The sequence below is a fragment of the Ruegeria sp. AG7 genome (genome assembly GCF_056541545.1).
The window spans coordinates 131,971-147,129 of record NZ_JBQFYP010000002.1 but is presented as its reverse complement, the minus strand read 5'-3'; the positions used below and the strand labels follow the sequence as shown (position 1 = coordinate 147,129).

The following is a 15,159-nucleotide window of genomic DNA, read 5'->3' as shown; positions in this document are numbered from 1 at the left end:
ATCATTAGCGCGTAGAAGTGATTCGACCACCCGTTTACCTGTTTTTCTTTTCCAGTGCCTTACGAAAACACCATTTTACCGGCGTTTCCGCTCGAATTTGATGCCGGACATAATCGCCTCGAACGCGTCTTTCTCGTCGCGGTTGATTCGCGCCCCGTTGTCGGCGATGTCGAATATGGCCTTGTCCTCATTCTGGCTTCGGCTTGTCCGATTGCGTTCTTCTGCCGCTTGCGCCAGCCGATATGTCAGCGCCTCATCGGCCAGATCGGACAACTCCTCTGCGGCTTCGGCAATCTCAGCATCCAACCCCCGGAGCGCTTTGATTTTCGCGAGTTCTTCGGCCAGTGTCATCTCGGCCTTGTCGACGTCGCCTGGTTTGAACACACAGGGGATTACGGCGACATGGCGAAGGGCCAGCAGGTTTTCAAGGGCCGAGGGCCCTAAAGTTTCGGTAATGTGGTCCTTCAGATTGTCCGGGTCATCGATCGCGTGGCGCAGGATTGCAGTTCGCAATGCAGCATGATCGGGATCACGGCATTCCATTTCTTCCATTTGGTGTTCGAACTGCACGACGACTTGGGGGTTAAGCGCGGCAATAGCCAGAATGGCCGCTTCGCGCAGTTGAATCTCGGCATTCTCGGCCGAGGCCAAAAACGAGGACCGCGCGCCGGGCGTGGCGGGCTGTTTTGGCGGCACCCATTTGCCGCGCGGTTGCCATTGCCGGGATTGCGGCTGCCGTTGCGGGCGGAACAATTGCCAGCGCAGGTCCTTGATCTCTTGCCCATAATGCGCCCGGATCGATGGGTCGCGGATAAGCTTGATTTTCTCGCGCAGGGACTTGTCCAAAGCCGCCTTGCGTTCGGGGCTGTCGAACACCTTGCCGTCGGTCTCGCGCTGCCACAGCAGCTTGACCATCGGAATGGCTCCATCCAGCACGGCCTTCACGGCGCCTGCCCCATCGACGCGCAGCAGGTCGTCGGGGTCTTTGCCCTCGGGCATCAGGGCAAACCGCAGCGACTTTCCAGCTTCGAGCAGCGGCAAAGCCAGATCAACCGCCCGCATCGCCGCGCGCAGACCTGCTGTGTCGCCGTCCAGCGCAATGATCGGCTCGTCCGATATCCGCCACAGCAGTTGCAATTGATGTTCGGTGATGGCCGTTCCCAAAGGGGCAACCGACGCGCCAAAGCCGGCTTCGACCAGCGCGATCACGTCCATATAGCCTTCGGCCACGATCAGCGGCTGCCCCTTCCCTGCCGCCTGTCGTGCCGGGCCTTGATTGTAAAGACTGCGTCCTTTGTCGAACAGTTCGGTCTCGGGCGAGTTCAGATATTTCGCGTTGTCATTGGGGTCCATCGCCCGCCCACCAAACGCGATACAACGTCCGCGTGGATCGCGGATCGGGTACATGATGCGGTTGCGGAAGGTATCATAAGGCTTTTTGCCCTTGTTCGAGGGCTTGGCCAGCCCGGCCCCAAGGATCAGGTCCTCGGCCACGTTCTTGCCGCGCAGATGGTCCCAAAGCGCCTGCCAATCGTCCGGGGCAAATCCAATCTCCCACCGGTCCAGTGCTTGCGCGTTCAACCCGCGGCGCGCGAGGTAGTCTCGTGCGGCGGCTCCTGCCCCGGTCTTGAGTTGCAGGCGGAAGAACTGCGCTGCCTGCTCCATCACATCAGCCAGCTGTGTTCGGTGGTCCTGTTTTTCCTGCGCCTTCGGATCGCGCGCAGGCATCGGCATCCCGGCTTCGCGGGCCAGAATCTCGACAGCTTCGATGAACGAGACATTCTCGGTCTCTTTCACAAAACTGATCGCGTCGCCTTTAGCGTGGCAGCCAAAGCAGTAGTAAAACCCCTTTTGGTCATCCACGTGGAACGAGGCCGTCTTTTCATGATGGAACGGGCAAGGCGCCCACATATCCCCTTTGCCTGGATTGGACTTGCGTTGGTCCCACATGACTTTGCGCCCGACAACCTGAGACAGGCTGAGCCGCGTGCGCAATTCGTCCAGAAATCCGGGGGGCAATGACATGAGTCAAACCTGACAGAAACAGGAACGCGCGCCAAGGGGATGGCGCGCGGTTGTCCACAGGGAAATTGCCGGGTTGTGGATTATTGTTGCAGGCACAGTTCAAGCCACGCCGCGCCCAGGTCTTTCTTGCGCACATCCCGCATCTTTTGCTCATAAACCCAAGGTGTGATCAGCGGGATTGCAGCATTGTAGTTTTCGGGCCATGTCGGGCCGCTATCCGCCACCGCTTGTACAACGTCACGTTCGTTTACACGGTCCAGTCGCGCCTTTTGAATCGCAGCCACCACATCTGCTTGATACTTGCAGCTTTGCTCCTTGGTTTCCTGAGCGGCCAAAGGGGTGGCCAACAGAGCCGCAACAAAAGCGATACGCAACATGGAATTCTCCGGAGATTCGTTTCTTTGACGTAGATTGCCCGTCAACCTAACGGGCTGTCATGGACATTCAAGCCGCAGCCGATGCAGGCGGGGCGAATTGATCACCCCGCCTGTCTGATTCAGAGACCTTTGGCGCGGTAGCTTTTCGCAACACGGTCAATCGCCACGATATAAGCCGCCGTGCGCAGGTCCTCGACATCATCACGGCTGTGCCAAACCTCACGCATCGACTGATAAGCAATGCGCATTGTGTCATCGAGACCCGAGCGCACCAGCTCAAGCTCATCCGCGCCTTTGAGGTACTTGGCCTTAAAGTCCGGCGACATAGACCATGCATCGCCCAGGTACCGGTCCAGCCTTTCCAGCTCGCTGACGATCAGTTCATGACGCGATTCTTCCTGTCGACGCTGCATCCGGCCAAAGCGGATATGGCTAAGGTTCTTGACCCATTCAAAATAAGACACCGTCACACCGCCCGCATTTGCATACATGTCGGGGATGATCACTGTGCCTTTCTTGCGCAGGACTTCATCCGCGCCAGCGGTAACCGGACCATTGGCAGCTTCGATAATCAGCGGCGCCTTGATCCGATCGGCGTTCGACAGGTTAATAACACCCTCCAAAGCCGCCGGGATCAGAATGTCGCATTCGGCCTCCATCACTGCTGCACTTTCAGCGGAATGGGTCGCATCGGGATAGTCTTTTACGCCGCCGTGTTTGACAATCCACTGCCGCACGGCTTCGACGTCAATGCCGTCGGGATTAAATAGTGCACCGTCCCATTCGATGATTCCGGTGATGCGCGCGCCATCTTCCTCGCTCAGGAACTTGGCTGCGTGATAACCTACATTGCCAAGCCCCTGCACGATAATGCGCTTACCATCCAGTTTGCCCGACAAACCTGCTTTTTGAATGTCTTCAGGGTGGCGGAAAAACTCGCGCAGCGCATATTGGATGCCACGTCCGGTCGCCTCGACCCGCCCGGCAATGCCGCCCGCATTCAAGGGCTTGCCGGTGACGCAGGCGCGCGCGTTGATATCCGTTGTGTTCATCCGCGCGTATTGGTCGGCGATCCAGGCCATCTCACGTTCGCCGGTGCCCATATCGGGCGCAGGCACGTTTTGCGATGGGTTTATCAGGTCTCGCTTTGCAAGCTCATACGCAAATCGCCGCGTGATCTGTTCCAGCTCATGCTCTTCATATTCTCGTGGATCAATGCAAAGCCCCCCCTTGGAGCCACCAAACGGCGTTTCAACAAGCGCGCACTTATACGTCATCAGCGCAGCCAGGGCTTCGACTTCGTCCTGATTCACTGCGGTGGCATATCGAATACCGCCCTTGACCGGCTCCATATGTTCCGAGTGGACAGATCTGTAGCCGGTGAAGGTATGAATTTCACCACGCAACCGAACACCAAATCGAACTGTGTAGGTTGCGTTGCAGACACGGATCTTTTGCTCCAACCCCGGCGGCAGCTCCATAAGGGCGGCTGCCCTGTTGAACATCAGGTCAACACTTTCACGAAAGCTGGGTTCTTTGATGCCGGTCATAAAATCCTCCGTAGCGGTACATGACGATACGTCACGACGTTTTGTCGCACCACTGGCGGCATGCTGCAATCAAACAATGCACTTTTTTTAATCATTTTATGAACGCATGCTTAGTTGCCCTAGGGTGAGTCGCTCAGATCGGCCAACTCCTTAACGAATTGTTTTCATTTCATCGACAGATCACCTGAAACGGTCCGAATTATACCCCTCGGGCGCGTAAAAAGGCCAAAACCAAGCCTTTTTCGCCCAATTCACGCCACGTTTGAAAATTAACTTTGTCCCAAATCTCTTTTTCTTTGACGCACGAATTCGACGTGTGAAGCGGAGTAACCAGAATGCTTAATTCCTTGCTTTGTAACGACGGCTCGAAACCGAAGCGCAAAACGTTCAAGTTAGTGCAGTTCGCTCGGAACGAAGATGGCGTCTTCACCATTTTCGTATTGTTTATGGTGGTCCTGATGCTGGCGATTACCGGCATGGCCATGGATGTCATGAAGTATGAGCGTGACCGCGCTAGCCTGCAATCCACACTGGACCGCGCTGTGCTTGCCGCCGCAGACCTCGACCAGGACCTTCCCGCCAAGGCGGTCGTCGATTCTTACATGGACAAGGCCGGGCTGGGCAATCTGAATGCCATTACGACGGTCGTCGAAGGTTTCGGCTCCAAAAAAGTAACTGCTACAGCTGAAGCGGTTGTGCCGACCCGCTATCTGAGGTTCGGCAAAGTCACCGAACTGGGCCTTGTTGCGACCAGCGCGGCTGAAGAATCCATTGGCGCTGTCGAAATCTCGTTGGTTCTCGACATCTCCGGCTCCATGTCTCAATCGTCCGCCACGCCATCAAAGACAAAAATCGCGGTATTGAGAGAAGCTGCGTCGGAATTTGTGAGGCTCATGCTAGACAAACCTGACGAAACACAGATTTCAATCTCGATTGTTCCTTATGCAACGCAGGTCAACGCTGGTGCATCAATCCTGGACAAGTTCACGAATGTCACGCAGGAACACAGTTATTCGCACTGCGTAAACTTCATTCCAGAGCAGTACAGCGATTCTGATCTGGAACGGGATGACACGTTGGAGCGCACCGCCCATTTCGATCCTTTCACCTATTCTGAAGGGTCAATCGACCTGCCCGTTTGTCCGGTCCGCGCAGGGAGTGCAATCACCCCTGTCACCGACAATATGAACAAACTGCTTGCTCAGATTGCGTCCCTCACCCCCGGTGGGAACACATCAATCGATATTGGGATGAAGTGGGGTACTGCCTTGCTGGACCCGAGCATGCGCGGAATTGTTCGCGACCTGTCACTGGAACAGGATCCATCCTATGCAGGTACAACAATTGTGCCATCAAAATTCTCGGTCCGTCCCTCGGACTATGGCACCGACGTTCTGAAGATCGCCATTGTTATGACCGATGGTCAGAACACCGATCAATACATGCTTAACCCATCGCTGCGCGAAGGTATGTCAGACGTCTGGTACAACCCGGAAGCTGATGAATACACCGTGTACCATTCTCAGGGTCGTCCGAATTTTTTCTGGCCTCAGCAAGACGTTTGGGCGGATCATCCCTACGGAAACCCGGAACCTGAGACAGAGCTGAACGAAGAACCCGGAACAGCCGTTCGGTTGACATATCCTGAACTGTTTAACCGAGTATCTTTGGCATGGAACGCACGGTACAACTATTACTGGCAGTCCAGCGGTTGGGCAGAATGGTATTCCAAGGCCTACGCGAAAGTCGAAACGTCGGCCAAGAACCAGCGCACCAAGCACATTTGTGATGCGGCCAAAGATCAGGGTATCATCGTTTACGGTATCGCATTCGAAGCGCCCAGAAGCGGATACAGGACCCTCAAAGACTGTGCCAGCTCTGACAGCCACGTCTATGACGTAAGTGGCCTGAACCTTGAGAAAGCCTTTGAATCCATCGCATCGTCGATCCGCAAGCTGAGGCTAACCCAATGATCAGCAGAAAGCTGTCGATGCTACGCCTGTTTCGACAATCCGAGGCAGGGAATGCGACAATCGAGTTCATCATGCTCGTACCCTTCTTCCTGGCGCTTCTCGTGGCAGGAGCCGAACTGTCCATCATCACAATGCGGCATGCTGCTTTGGAGCGTGGGGTTGACCTGATCGTAAGGGATATTCGGCTGGGTACAGGTACGGACTGGAATCACGACGTGATCAGGGATCGGATTTGCGAAGTGTCCGGAATCAAGGATTGTACAGGGAATTTGCGACTGCAAATGGTCAAGCAGGACGCGTTCGCTGGTATCTTGCTTTCGGATGACATCCCCTGCACGGACAGTTCTGAAGATCCCAAGCCGGTTCTGGATTTCAAGAGCGGCCAGTCCAATGAGTTGATGATCCTACGTGCCTGCCTGCGCATAGATCCGGTTCTTGAGACCTCTGCCATTGCCAAGCTTGTCCCGGACGCTACCGGCCACTACGCGGTGACCGCAACAACGGCATTCGTACAGGAGCCACTGTAAGATCATGTCTGTACTCCAAAATCTGAGAAATCGCGTCAAAGTCTTCAAGAAAGACGAAAGTGGCATTCTGACCGTAGAAGCCCTCATGATTTTTCCACTGATGTTATGGACGATTACGTTCACGTTCACAGCATTCGAGGGGTTTCGTCAAAGCGCGTCCAATCTGAAGGCAGCTTATACAATCAGCGACCTGATTTCGCGTGAAACGCAGGCCGTAACAGATGTGTATATCGACTCGCTGCACGATTTGGCGGGCAAGATGATCAATAACCGGTCAGACGTGAAAATGCGTGTCTCGCTGATCGTTTACGATGAGGACGATAAACGCCACTATGTGCGCTGGTCGACCGTTCGCGGCTTTGACAATGAGTGGGACGACAACAGCATCGATGAAATCGAAGATCGCCTGCCGCCGATGCCCAATCAGGATACGGTCATTCTGGTCGAAACGTCGAATGAGTACATCCCCACGTTTAGACCGGGTTGGGACTTTGCGACAGGTATCACCTTTGAGAACTTCATCTTTACCCGTCCCCGCTTTACTAACGAAGTTGCGTGTAACTTATCCAGGACCCCGTTCGTCTGCACAAATAGCGGATAGAATTTCGGACATGACCTTGGCTTCGGCGGCAGATGTCATGCCGCCCACGCCAACCCGGTGACCCACCCGCCACCACAATCCCGGAGCCCAGCGGTTCGCCGCTTTGTTTCGCGTACGGACCAGAAAGCCGTTTGACGGTTTGAACGCGAATACACCCCGATCCACCGTTTCAATATCGGCCACTTCCGCGATGACCTGACCCGATCCCGTTCGCAACTCGGTCCGGGTCAGTTCGATACAGTCTTCTGTGGCGCGCCATACCCGAAGCGCCAGCCAAAGCGATGCACCGCCAACGACAAACAGAAACACCTGCCAAACCGGTTCGGGCGGCGATGCCAGCGCGACATAGGTAACCAGCATTCCAACCGTTGTCAGCATCCCTACCCCGGTCCATCGTCTGGGGGATGAGGCCTGAATCGTTGCCAACACGTCGTCCTGCATGGATGTCTCCTGTCTGATCCGCTTCGATCTAGCCATTTTGCGCCGGAAACAACAGGGGTTTGGCTGCAAAACAATTTCGCACAGGTCCGGTTATTTTGTGCAAATTGACTGCTGTGGCGCAGAGATTACATGCTGCCCGGATGAAACGGAGGCAAACATGTCCCTTAGACCGACGTTGGAAACACGCAAAGCCATCCCCACAATGGAAGGGGCTGGTGTGAAACTTCACCGCGCATTCGGGTTTCAGGACCCGTCCGAAATGGATCCCTTTCTGCTGTTTGATGATTTCAGAAATGAACGCCCGCAGGATTATCAGGCCGGTTTTCCCTGGCACCCGCACCGGGGGATCGAAACGATCACTTACGTCCTGACCGGCACGGTCGAACATTCGGATTCGCTGGGCAACACCGGCACGCTTGGCGCCGGTGATGTGCAATGGATGACCGCCGGATCCGGTATCCTGCATCAGGAAATGCCAAGCGGCAACATCTCAGGCCAGATGCACGGCTTCCAGTTGTGGGGCAACCTGCCTTCGGACCAGAAGATGACCGCCCCGCGCTATCAGGACGTCCAAAGCAAGGATATCCCCGAAATCACCGATGACGATGGCACGACAGTGCGGGTGATCGTAGGTGATTTCTGGGGTAAAACCGGACCTGTAGACGGGATAGCTGCTGACCCGCAATATCTGGATATCTCCATCCCTGCGGGTGTGAAGAGAACTTTCCGGATCGATACGTACCGCCGTGCTTTCGCATATGTGTTTCAGGGTCAGGCCGCCTTTGCCGATGCCTCGCAGCCGACTGGCGTGCTGCTGGAAAAGGAAATCGGCGGGCAAGAGGTCAATATCCGCGACATGTCCGGGGATCGCACGCTTGTCCGTTTTGGCACTGGCGATGAAATCACCGTTCAGGCTGGCCCCCAAGGCGTGCGGTTCCTACTGATCTCAGGGGCTCCCATCAACGAACCCGTCGCCTGGCATGGCCCCATCGTGATGAACACGCGGGCCGAACTGGAACAGGCATTTCGCGAGCTGCGCAATGGTACGTTCATTCGCCCCGCGCACTAACAGCGTGACGGTTTGACTTTGTCAGGCCGTCACTGCCTTGTGCACCATGTTCCAATAGATCTCCTCGACCTCGTCCAGAGACAGGCGACCGCCCGAGCGGTACCAGGTCATCACGCCATTCAGCATGGCAATCACGGCCAGCGTTGCAATCTTCGTGTCCGAAATTGCGAATTTTCCGGCCTGCTGCCCTGAGTCAAGGATGCTTTCCAGCACGTTTTCGTATTGGCGCCGCAGGTCTTCGATTTCAGCAAAGTTTTCGGATGAAAGATTGCGCAACTCCATATAGGCGATGAAAACTTCGTCGGGGCGTTGCAAATGGAAGCGGATGTGAAAGCCGATAAACTGGCGCAAGGCGTCTTTTGCATCGTCGCAACGGCCCATTGCATCTTGCGCCTCAAGCAGGTCCTGCATGTGTTCGCGCATCAACCGGTGCAAAAGGCTCTGTTTGTCGGGCGTATAGTTATAAAGCGCGCCTGCCTGGACCCCGACCTCTTTCGCGATCTGCCGCATCGAGACGGCGGCATACCCATAGCGGGCGAACAGGTGCAGCGCAGCCTTGCGGATACGCGGGCCGGTTATGTCGGAATGTGAGCCTTGAGTGCGTGCCATGGGTCTACAGTATATGAACAGATGTTCATATAGAACCCCGCTTGAACGATGTCGTCAAAACGTGCATCACGATGGGGCAACAAAGACCGAAAAGCCTGCGACATGAAACTGCTGCCTGTTTTGCCCCTTATTCTATTTTGCACTGCCTGTGCGGACATTCCCGAGCTGGAAGGCAGCGAACCGGCTGCGGTCAGATCCGCCCCCTACCCGCGCCTTGTTCCGTTGCAGGAAACCTTGGGGCCACCGGTGGATCCGATCCATCAGGCGGCCGCCGTCGAAGACGAACTGACACAACGCAGCAATGCCTTGGCTCATAAGGCGCAGGCGCTACAAAACGCGCAAACCAACTGACGCGCCATAAATCACCCCCACTATCCCCCGGTGACGGATTGCACCCTTGGCCTGAACCCGCTAAGGCAGCGCTGATTGGACAAGCATCCGACACCAGAAAATACGAGCGGAAAAGGACCACGACATGACACAGGCACTGCGGCTGGGAATTGCGGGCTTGGGAACGGTCGGCGTGGGTGTCGTCAAGATCGTCCGCCGCCATGCAGAGTTGTTGCAGGCCCGTACAGGCCGTTCGATTGAAATCGTGGCTGTTTCCGCGCGCGACCCGAACAAGGACCGTGGCGTGAACCTGTCGGACTATGCCTGGGAAACTGATCCGGTTGCATTGGCAAAACGCGATGACATAGACGTTTACGTCGAATTGATGGGTGGCGAGAATGGTCCAGCCAAAGCCTCGGTCGAAGCAGCATTGGCCAGTGGCAAGGATGTGGTCACGGCCAACAAGGCGTTGCTGGCCATCCACGGGCAGGAACTGGCTGAAAAAGCCGAGGCCGCCGGTCGTGTGATCCGGTTTGAGGCCGCTGTCGCTGGTGGTATCCCGGTGATCAAGTCCCTGACCGAAGGTCTGGCGGGTAACGAGATCACCCGCGTGATGGGAGTGATGAACGGGACGTGCAACTACATCCTGACTCGGATGCAGTCGCAGCGTCAGGGCTATAATGCCCTTTTCAATGAATGCGCCGAATTGGGATATCTGGAGGCAGACCCCAATCTGGACGTTGGGGGTATCGACGCTGCGCACAAGCTGGCTCTGCTATCCTCGATTGCGTTTGGGACCAAGCCGAATTTCGACGCGATCGAGATTGAGGGTATCCAGCAGATCAGCCTGGACGACATCGACCAGGCCGAAGACATGGGCTTTCGCATCAAGCTGCTGGGCGTGGCGCAGCGCACCGCGCGCGGGCTGGAGCAACGTATGCAGCCCTGCCTGGTACCCAGTGACTCACCACTGGGCCAGCTGGAAGGCGGCACCAATATGGTCGTGATCGAAGGCGACGCGGTTGAGCAGGTTGTTCTGCGCGGCCCCGGCGCGGGCGAAGGCCCGACAGCCAGCGCTGTGATGGGCGATGTCTGCGATCTGGCGCGCGGATTGCAAATCCCGACCTTTGGCCGCCCGGCCACCACGCTTGAAACCGCAGTTCCCGCCGTCACCGGCCGACCTGCGCCGTATTATCTGCGACTGGGCTTGCTGGATAAACCTGGTGCATTGGCCAAGGTTGCAGCAATTCTGGGTAATGCCGGGGTGTCAATCGACCGGATGCGCCAATATGCACATGCCGAAAGCACAGCGCCTGTACTGATCGTCACCCATAAGACCACCCGAACGGCGCTAGACGTCGCGTTGGAGGGTTTCCGCGAAACCGATGTGGTGGCAGGCGACCCAGTTGCATTGCGGATTGAAGCGGTTTGACCTTGCGGCCTGCATGAAACGCAAGCTATGCCGGAAGACACGGCTATACTGACCAGAGGATACAGAAACATGAGTGCTGCCAAGACCGATTTCAATGACCGCCTGCTGTCTCTGGGGCTGGCGAGGGTGGCGGAACAGGCTGCACTGGCTTCGGCTTCGCTTGTGGGCCGGGGCGATGAGAAGGCCGCGGATCAGGCCGCAGTGAACGCGATGCGGGAACAGCTGAACCTGCTGGATATAGCAGGTGTCGTGGTCATCGGTGAAGGCGAGCGTGACGAGGCACCGATGCTGTATATCGGCGAAGAGGTTGGCACCGGAAATGGCCCCGGCGTGGATATCGCACTGGATCCGCTGGAAGGCACCACGCTGACCGCCAAGGATATGCCGAACGCACTGACCGTCATCGCAATGGGCCCGCGCGGCTCGATGCTGCACGCGCCGGATGTCTATATGGACAAACTGGCGGTTGGCCCGGGTCTGCCGGAAGGCGTTGTCAATCTGGACATGACGCCGCGCGAGCGTGTCGAAGCGCTGGCCAAGGCCAAGGGGTGCAAACCGGCCGACATCACCGTCTGCATTCTGGAACGCCCGCGCCACGAAGCGATGATTGCCGAAGTGCGCGAAACCGGTGCCGCGATCCGTCTGATCACTGATGGTGACGTGGCGGGTGTCATGCACTGCGCCGAAAGCGAAGTGACCGGCATCGACATGTATATGGGCCAGGGCGGCGCGCCCGAAGGTGTGTTGGCCGCCGCTGCGCTGAAATGTATGGGCGGGCAGATTTTTGGCCGCCTGTTGTTCCGGAACGATGACGAACGTAGCCGGGCCGCCAAGGCTGGCATCACCGATCTGGACCGAGTTTATGCACGTGATGAGATGGTGACGGCGGATGTGATCTTTGCCGCCACCGGCGTGACTGGCGGCTCTTTGCTGCCCCGGATCAAGCGCGAGCCCGGCTGGGTGGAAACCACGACGCTGTTGATGCGGTCCAAGACCGGGTCGGTACGCCGCATGTCCTACCGCACGCCGACTTGGCCGCATGACAATTCATAACGGCTTGCGCCGTTGCCTTCGGCCAGAGTATTTCTGAAAAGGTGAAGAGGCCGGGTCCGCAAGGGTCCGGCCTTGGCGCATAAGAGGCGAGCAATGAGTTTTCTTGGAGTCGAGCAATCACTGACGGGACGGCTTTGGGTTGGACCTAGCCCCGAGATTGAGCGGGCGGCCGAGATGATGGCGCAACAAACCGACCTGCCCCGTGCCGTTTGCCAAGTTCTGGCCCGGCGCGGCGTGCCAGTATCGGAGGCGCCCGGCTTTCTTGACCCAAAGCTGAAGGAGTTGCTGCCTGATCCGCGGGCCTTAAAGGATATGGAAGTTGCCGCCACGCGCTTTCTGGAAGCCGTCCGCAATCGTCAGAAAATCGCGGTGTTTGCAGATTACGATGTCGATGGCGGCAGCTCTGCTGCGTTGCTGCTGGTCTGGCTGCGGCAGATGGGCGTGCAGGCGACGCTTTATGTGCCGGACCGGATCGACGAAGGGTATGGCCCCAACGTTCCCGCAATGCAGGAGCTTTCGGCCAGGCATGACCTGATCATCTGCGTTGATTGCGGCACGCTCAGCCATGATCCGATTGCGGCGGCTACGGGTGCGGATGTGATCGTTCTGGACCACCATCTGGGGGGCGAGACGCTGCCCGATTGCGTCGCTGTGGTAAATCCAAACCGACAGGATGAAAGCGGCGATCTTGGTTATCTTTGCGCGGCAGGCGTGGTGTTTCTGATGCTGGTCGAAGCCGGTCGCCAGCTGCGTGACGCAGGCGCAAGGGGACCGGACCTGGTGGCCCTTCTGGATCTGGTGGCCCTGGCGACCGTTGCCGATGTGGCGCCGCTGATAGAAGCTAACCGCGCCCTGGTGCGACAGGGGCTGAAAGTGATGGCACAGCGGCAGCGCCCCGGCCTTGTCGCGCTGTCCGATATCTCGCGCATGGATACAGCACCCAACAGTTATCACCTGGGGTTTCTGCTTGGGCCCCGTGTGAATGCCGGGGGAAGGATCGGTCAGGCCGATCTGGGCGCGCGCTTGCTGAGTACCGATTCTCTGCATGAGGCGCAGGCGTTGTCCGAACGTCTGGATGCATTGAACACTGAGCGCCGCGACATTGAAAACGCGGTGCGTTCCGCCGCGCTGGCGCAGGCCGAGGCGCGTGGCTTGGACGCCCCTTTGGTCTGGGCGGCAGGCGAGGGCTGGCACCCCGGTGTCGTTGGTATCGTGGCCTCTCGGCTGAAGGAGACAGCCAATCGACCGGCAATCGTGATCGGTTTTGATGGGGATGAGGGTAAGGGTTCGGGCCGCTCGGTTTCTGGCGTCGATCTTGGGGCTTCGATCCAGCGTCTGGCGGCCGAAGGGTTGCTGGTCAAAGGAGGCGGCCACAAGATGGCCGCAGGTTTGACCGTCATGCGCGATCAGTTGGAACCCGCAATGGAGCGCCTGAGCGAGTTGCTGGCCAGACAGGGGGCCGGCCAGGGCGGTCCTGCGGATTTTAAACTGGATGGCGCGTTGATGCCCGGCGCGGCAACCGTGGATCTGATCGAGCAGATCGAACAGGCCGGACCGTTTGGCGCCGGTGCTCCGGCCCCGCGCTATGCGTTGCCTGACCTGCAGGTTCGCTTTGCCAAACGGGTCGGTGAATCGCATCTGAAACTGTCGCTGACCGATGGAATGGGCGGCGGGCTGGATGCGATTGCCTTTGGTGCTTTTGACGGGCCGATGGGCGAAAAACTGTCAAATCATGGCGGTGCGCGCTTTCATTTTGCGGGTCGGCTAGAGGTCAACACCTGGGGCGGACGCCAATCTGTGCAGCTCAGGCTGGAGGACGCGGCAGAAGCCCGTTAACACGCAGCTTTGGTGCGCTAAAAAACTTTCCAATCCCTGCGTTTTTACGCTTGCGGGGGTCACGGCGAAACCGTAAAAGGCCCTCCACAAGCCAGCGTGGCCCGTTCGTCTATCGGTTAGGACGCCAGGTTTTCAACCTGGAAAGAGGGGTTCGATTCCCCTACGGGCTGCCATTTGCGCTTGTGACCTGATACCAAGTGGCCCGTTCGTCTATCGGTTAGGACGCCAGGTTTTCAACCTGGAAAGAGGGGTTCGATTCCCCTACGGGCTGCCACTCTTCCTTAGCTTCTTCCATCCCAAAGCACCAAGACCATCCGGGCTGCGCCTGAAAACAGCAACCTAGCTGTCATCAACGATCTGAATTTCGATGCCCCAACGGTCAAGGAATCTGGCCACCCCACCTTTTGGCACAGCATCCGTGACCAACGAATGCACCAGCCGAGGATCCGGCCCCACATAAGGTGCCCTTTCACCAAACTTGGAATGCGCTGCAGCCATAACAACCTGGTCCGCACACCTGACCACCACCGATGCAAGATCCGCTTCGGCCGCGCTTTGATACAGAAACCCTTTGCTGTCTGAAATCGCATCCGTGCTCAGGATCACGATGTCAAAGGCATAGCGTTGCAGCTGCTTATGGGTGACGTGACCAAAAGTACCCCTTTCATCGATCTGCAACTCCCCCCCCAAAAGGTGCACCCGGTTTCCGTTGACCCCGGCCAAGGTCTGCACGACACCGATGGAGTTGCTGACAACCGTGAGGTTACTGACCTGGCGCAGTTCTTCGGCGACAAAGGCAGTCGTCGATCCCACATCCAGGAAAACGGTCATCTGATCGCGAACCAGTTTCGCGGTATGCCCGGCGATCAAACGCTTTTCATCCGCGTCTTGCGAAATCCGGTGAAAGAAGTTGGGGGCGCCTTGCACTCCGGCAAGATAGGCACCGCCATGAACGCGCTCGACCGTACCCGCCTTTGACAATGCTTTGATCGTTCGGCGCACCGTCTCTTCGGAGACGCCGAGCATATTCGCCAAATCTGAATTCCGGGCCGTTCCACCCAAACGTCTGAGGGCATCAAGCAATTCCAGCTCACGATGGGTGTTGAGGGTATTCTTCTTCACGAACCGGCTCCGGAAATTTTCTTTATATGGACACGGAATACCGTGAACGGCAAGGCAGTGCCACATCCGCATTGCCACATCCGGCCTTTTGTCGGACCGGATTGGTGCAATGTGAGCACTGAGTTTTAGCAATAATGATCTGGGAAGCTGGTTTGCCTGATTTCCCACTCAGTGCCGGATCAGTGCCGGTGCCTCATGCAACACGAGTGCAAAT

At 57.4% G+C, this 15,159-nt stretch carries 14 protein-coding genes and 2 tRNA genes; 10 read left to right on the top strand and 6 right to left on the bottom strand.

Annotated elements, in window-relative coordinates:
• Positions 1–75: 75 nt before the first annotated feature.
• The 3 genes from dnaG to ACR0BF_RS03660 all read right to left on the bottom strand — a co-directional run bounded on the left by dnaG (position 76) and on the right by ACR0BF_RS03660 (position 3,952).
• Positions 76–2,025 (bottom strand): DNA primase, encoded by a 1,950-nt coding sequence (dnaG, locus tag ACR0BF_RS03670; protein WP_480624299.1) that lies wholly within the window; start codon positions 2,023–2,025, stop codon positions 76–78.
• A gap of 80 nt (positions 2,026–2,105) precedes the next feature.
• Entirely contained in the window at positions 2,106–2,402 is a 297-nt protein-coding gene (locus ACR0BF_RS03665) for a hypothetical protein (RefSeq protein WP_480554631.1), read from the bottom strand.
• Between the two features lie 119 nt (positions 2,403–2,521).
• Positions 2,522–3,952 (bottom strand): Glu/Leu/Phe/Val family dehydrogenase, encoded by a 1,431-nt coding sequence (locus ACR0BF_RS03660; protein ID WP_480476402.1) that lies wholly within the window; start codon positions 3,950–3,952, stop codon positions 2,522–2,524.
• Positions 3,953–4,287: 335 nt separating this feature from the next.
• Between ACR0BF_RS03660 and ACR0BF_RS03655 the strand changes: the two genes are divergently transcribed.
• From ACR0BF_RS03655 to ACR0BF_RS03645, 3 genes are read left to right on the top strand one after another with little or no spacing between them, the layout of a single operon-like run.
• Positions 4,288–5,925, top strand: coding sequence for a Tad domain-containing protein (locus tag ACR0BF_RS03655; RefSeq protein ID WP_480516532.1), 1,638 nt, complete (start codon positions 4,288–4,290; stop codon positions 5,923–5,925).
• Positions 5,922–6,452, top strand: coding sequence for a TadE/TadG family type IV pilus assembly protein (locus ACR0BF_RS03650; RefSeq protein ID WP_480516530.1), 531 nt, complete (start codon positions 5,922–5,924; stop codon positions 6,450–6,452). Before ACR0BF_RS03655 ends, ACR0BF_RS03650 begins: the two co-directional genes overlap by 4 nt.
• A 4-nt stretch (positions 6,453–6,456) precedes the next feature.
• Positions 6,457–7,053 (top strand): TadE/TadG family type IV pilus assembly protein, encoded by a 597-nt coding sequence (locus ACR0BF_RS03645; RefSeq protein WP_480516528.1) that lies wholly within the window; start codon positions 6,457–6,459, stop codon positions 7,051–7,053.
• On the opposite strand, the gene ACR0BF_RS03640 is transcribed toward ACR0BF_RS03645, so the two are convergent.
• On the bottom strand, positions 7,015–7,494 hold the full coding sequence (locus ACR0BF_RS03640) for a hypothetical protein (RefSeq protein ID WP_480624298.1): 480 nt from the start codon (positions 7,492–7,494) through the stop codon (positions 7,015–7,017). The genes ACR0BF_RS03645 and ACR0BF_RS03640 overlap by 39 nt on opposite strands.
• 157 nt (positions 7,495–7,651) lie before the next feature.
• On the opposite strand from ACR0BF_RS03640, the gene ACR0BF_RS03635 reads away from it, so the two are divergent.
• A complete protein-coding gene (locus ACR0BF_RS03635) occupies positions 7,652–8,563 on the top strand; it encodes a pirin family protein (protein ID WP_480624297.1) in 912 nt (303 codons plus the stop codon).
• 21 nt (positions 8,564–8,584) lie between these two features.
• Here ACR0BF_RS03635 and ACR0BF_RS03630 read toward each other — a convergent pair whose 3' ends face one another.
• Positions 8,585–9,172 carry a TetR/AcrR family transcriptional regulator gene (locus ACR0BF_RS03630; protein ID WP_480624296.1) on the bottom strand — a complete coding sequence of 196 codons (588 nt, stop codon included), beginning with the start codon at positions 9,170–9,172 and terminating at the stop codon, positions 8,585–8,587.
• A gap of 102 nt (positions 9,173–9,274) precedes the next feature.
• Here ACR0BF_RS03630 and ACR0BF_RS03625 point away from each other — a divergent pair, with 102 nt between their 5' ends.
• The 6 genes from ACR0BF_RS03625 (at position 9,275) to ACR0BF_RS03600 (ending at position 14,097) form a co-directional block, all read left to right on the top strand.
• A complete protein-coding gene (locus ACR0BF_RS03625; RefSeq protein WP_480624295.1) occupies positions 9,275–9,523 on the top strand; it encodes a hypothetical protein in 249 nt (82 codons plus the stop codon).
• 124 nt (positions 9,524–9,647) lie between these two features.
• A complete protein-coding gene (locus ACR0BF_RS03620) occupies positions 9,648–10,934 on the top strand; it encodes a homoserine dehydrogenase (RefSeq protein WP_480554626.1) in 1,287 nt (428 codons plus the stop codon).
• Positions 10,935–11,003: 69 nt separating this feature from the next.
• On the top strand, positions 11,004–11,987 hold the full coding sequence (gene glpX, locus ACR0BF_RS03615) for a class II fructose-bisphosphatase (protein ID WP_480516517.1): 984 nt from the start codon (positions 11,004–11,006) through the stop codon (positions 11,985–11,987).
• Positions 11,988–12,080: 93 nt separating this feature from the next.
• Positions 12,081–13,823: a single-stranded-DNA-specific exonuclease RecJ gene (recJ, locus tag ACR0BF_RS03610; protein WP_480624294.1), complete on the top strand. Its 1,743-nt coding sequence runs from the start codon at positions 12,081–12,083 to the stop codon at positions 13,821–13,823.
• Positions 13,824–13,921: 98 nt separating this feature from the next.
• A tRNA-Glu gene (locus ACR0BF_RS03605) sits at positions 13,922–13,996 on the top strand.
• Between the two features lie 26 nt (positions 13,997–14,022).
• Positions 14,023–14,097, top strand: a tRNA-Glu gene (locus tag ACR0BF_RS03600).
• 65 nt (positions 14,098–14,162) lie between these two features.
• Here the strand turns inward: ACR0BF_RS03600 and ACR0BF_RS03595 are convergent.
• Positions 14,163–14,945 (bottom strand): DeoR/GlpR family DNA-binding transcription regulator, encoded by a 783-nt coding sequence (locus ACR0BF_RS03595; RefSeq protein WP_480604088.1) that lies wholly within the window; start codon positions 14,943–14,945, stop codon positions 14,163–14,165.
• Positions 14,946–15,159 lie beyond the last annotated feature (214 nt).

Bases quoted from the DNA above. Each gene is read 5' to 3' on its own strand.
- dnaG (WP_480624299.1), bottom strand. From the start codon at position 2,025: ATGTCATTGCCCCCCGGATTTCTGGACGAATTGCGCACGCGGCTCAGC.
- ACR0BF_RS03665 (WP_480554631.1), bottom strand. From the start codon at position 2,402: ATGTTGCGTATCGCTTTTGTTGCGGCTCTGTTGGCCACCCCTTTGGCC.
- ACR0BF_RS03660 (WP_480476402.1), bottom strand. From the start codon at position 3,952: ATGACCGGCATCAAAGAACCCAGCTTTCGTGAAAGTGTTGACCTGATG.
- ACR0BF_RS03655 (WP_480516532.1), top strand. From the start codon at position 4,288: ATGCTTAATTCCTTGCTTTGTAACGACGGCTCGAAACCGAAGCGCAAA.
- ACR0BF_RS03650 (WP_480516530.1), top strand. From the start codon at position 5,922: ATGATCAGCAGAAAGCTGTCGATGCTACGCCTGTTTCGACAATCCGAG.
- ACR0BF_RS03645 (WP_480516528.1), top strand. From the start codon at position 6,457: ATGTCTGTACTCCAAAATCTGAGAAATCGCGTCAAAGTCTTCAAGAAA.
- ACR0BF_RS03640 (WP_480624298.1), bottom strand. From the start codon at position 7,494: ATGCAGGACGACGTGTTGGCAACGATTCAGGCCTCATCCCCCAGACGA.
- ACR0BF_RS03635 (WP_480624297.1), top strand. From the start codon at position 7,652: ATGTCCCTTAGACCGACGTTGGAAACACGCAAAGCCATCCCCACAATG.
- ACR0BF_RS03630 (WP_480624296.1), bottom strand. From the start codon at position 9,172: ATGGCACGCACTCAAGGCTCACATTCCGACATAACCGGCCCGCGTATC.
- ACR0BF_RS03625 (WP_480624295.1), top strand. From the start codon at position 9,275: ATGAAACTGCTGCCTGTTTTGCCCCTTATTCTATTTTGCACTGCCTGT.
- ACR0BF_RS03620 (WP_480554626.1), top strand. From the start codon at position 9,648: ATGACACAGGCACTGCGGCTGGGAATTGCGGGCTTGGGAACGGTCGGC.
- glpX (WP_480516517.1), top strand. From the start codon at position 11,004: ATGAGTGCTGCCAAGACCGATTTCAATGACCGCCTGCTGTCTCTGGGG.
- recJ (WP_480624294.1), top strand. From the start codon at position 12,081: ATGAGTTTTCTTGGAGTCGAGCAATCACTGACGGGACGGCTTTGGGTT.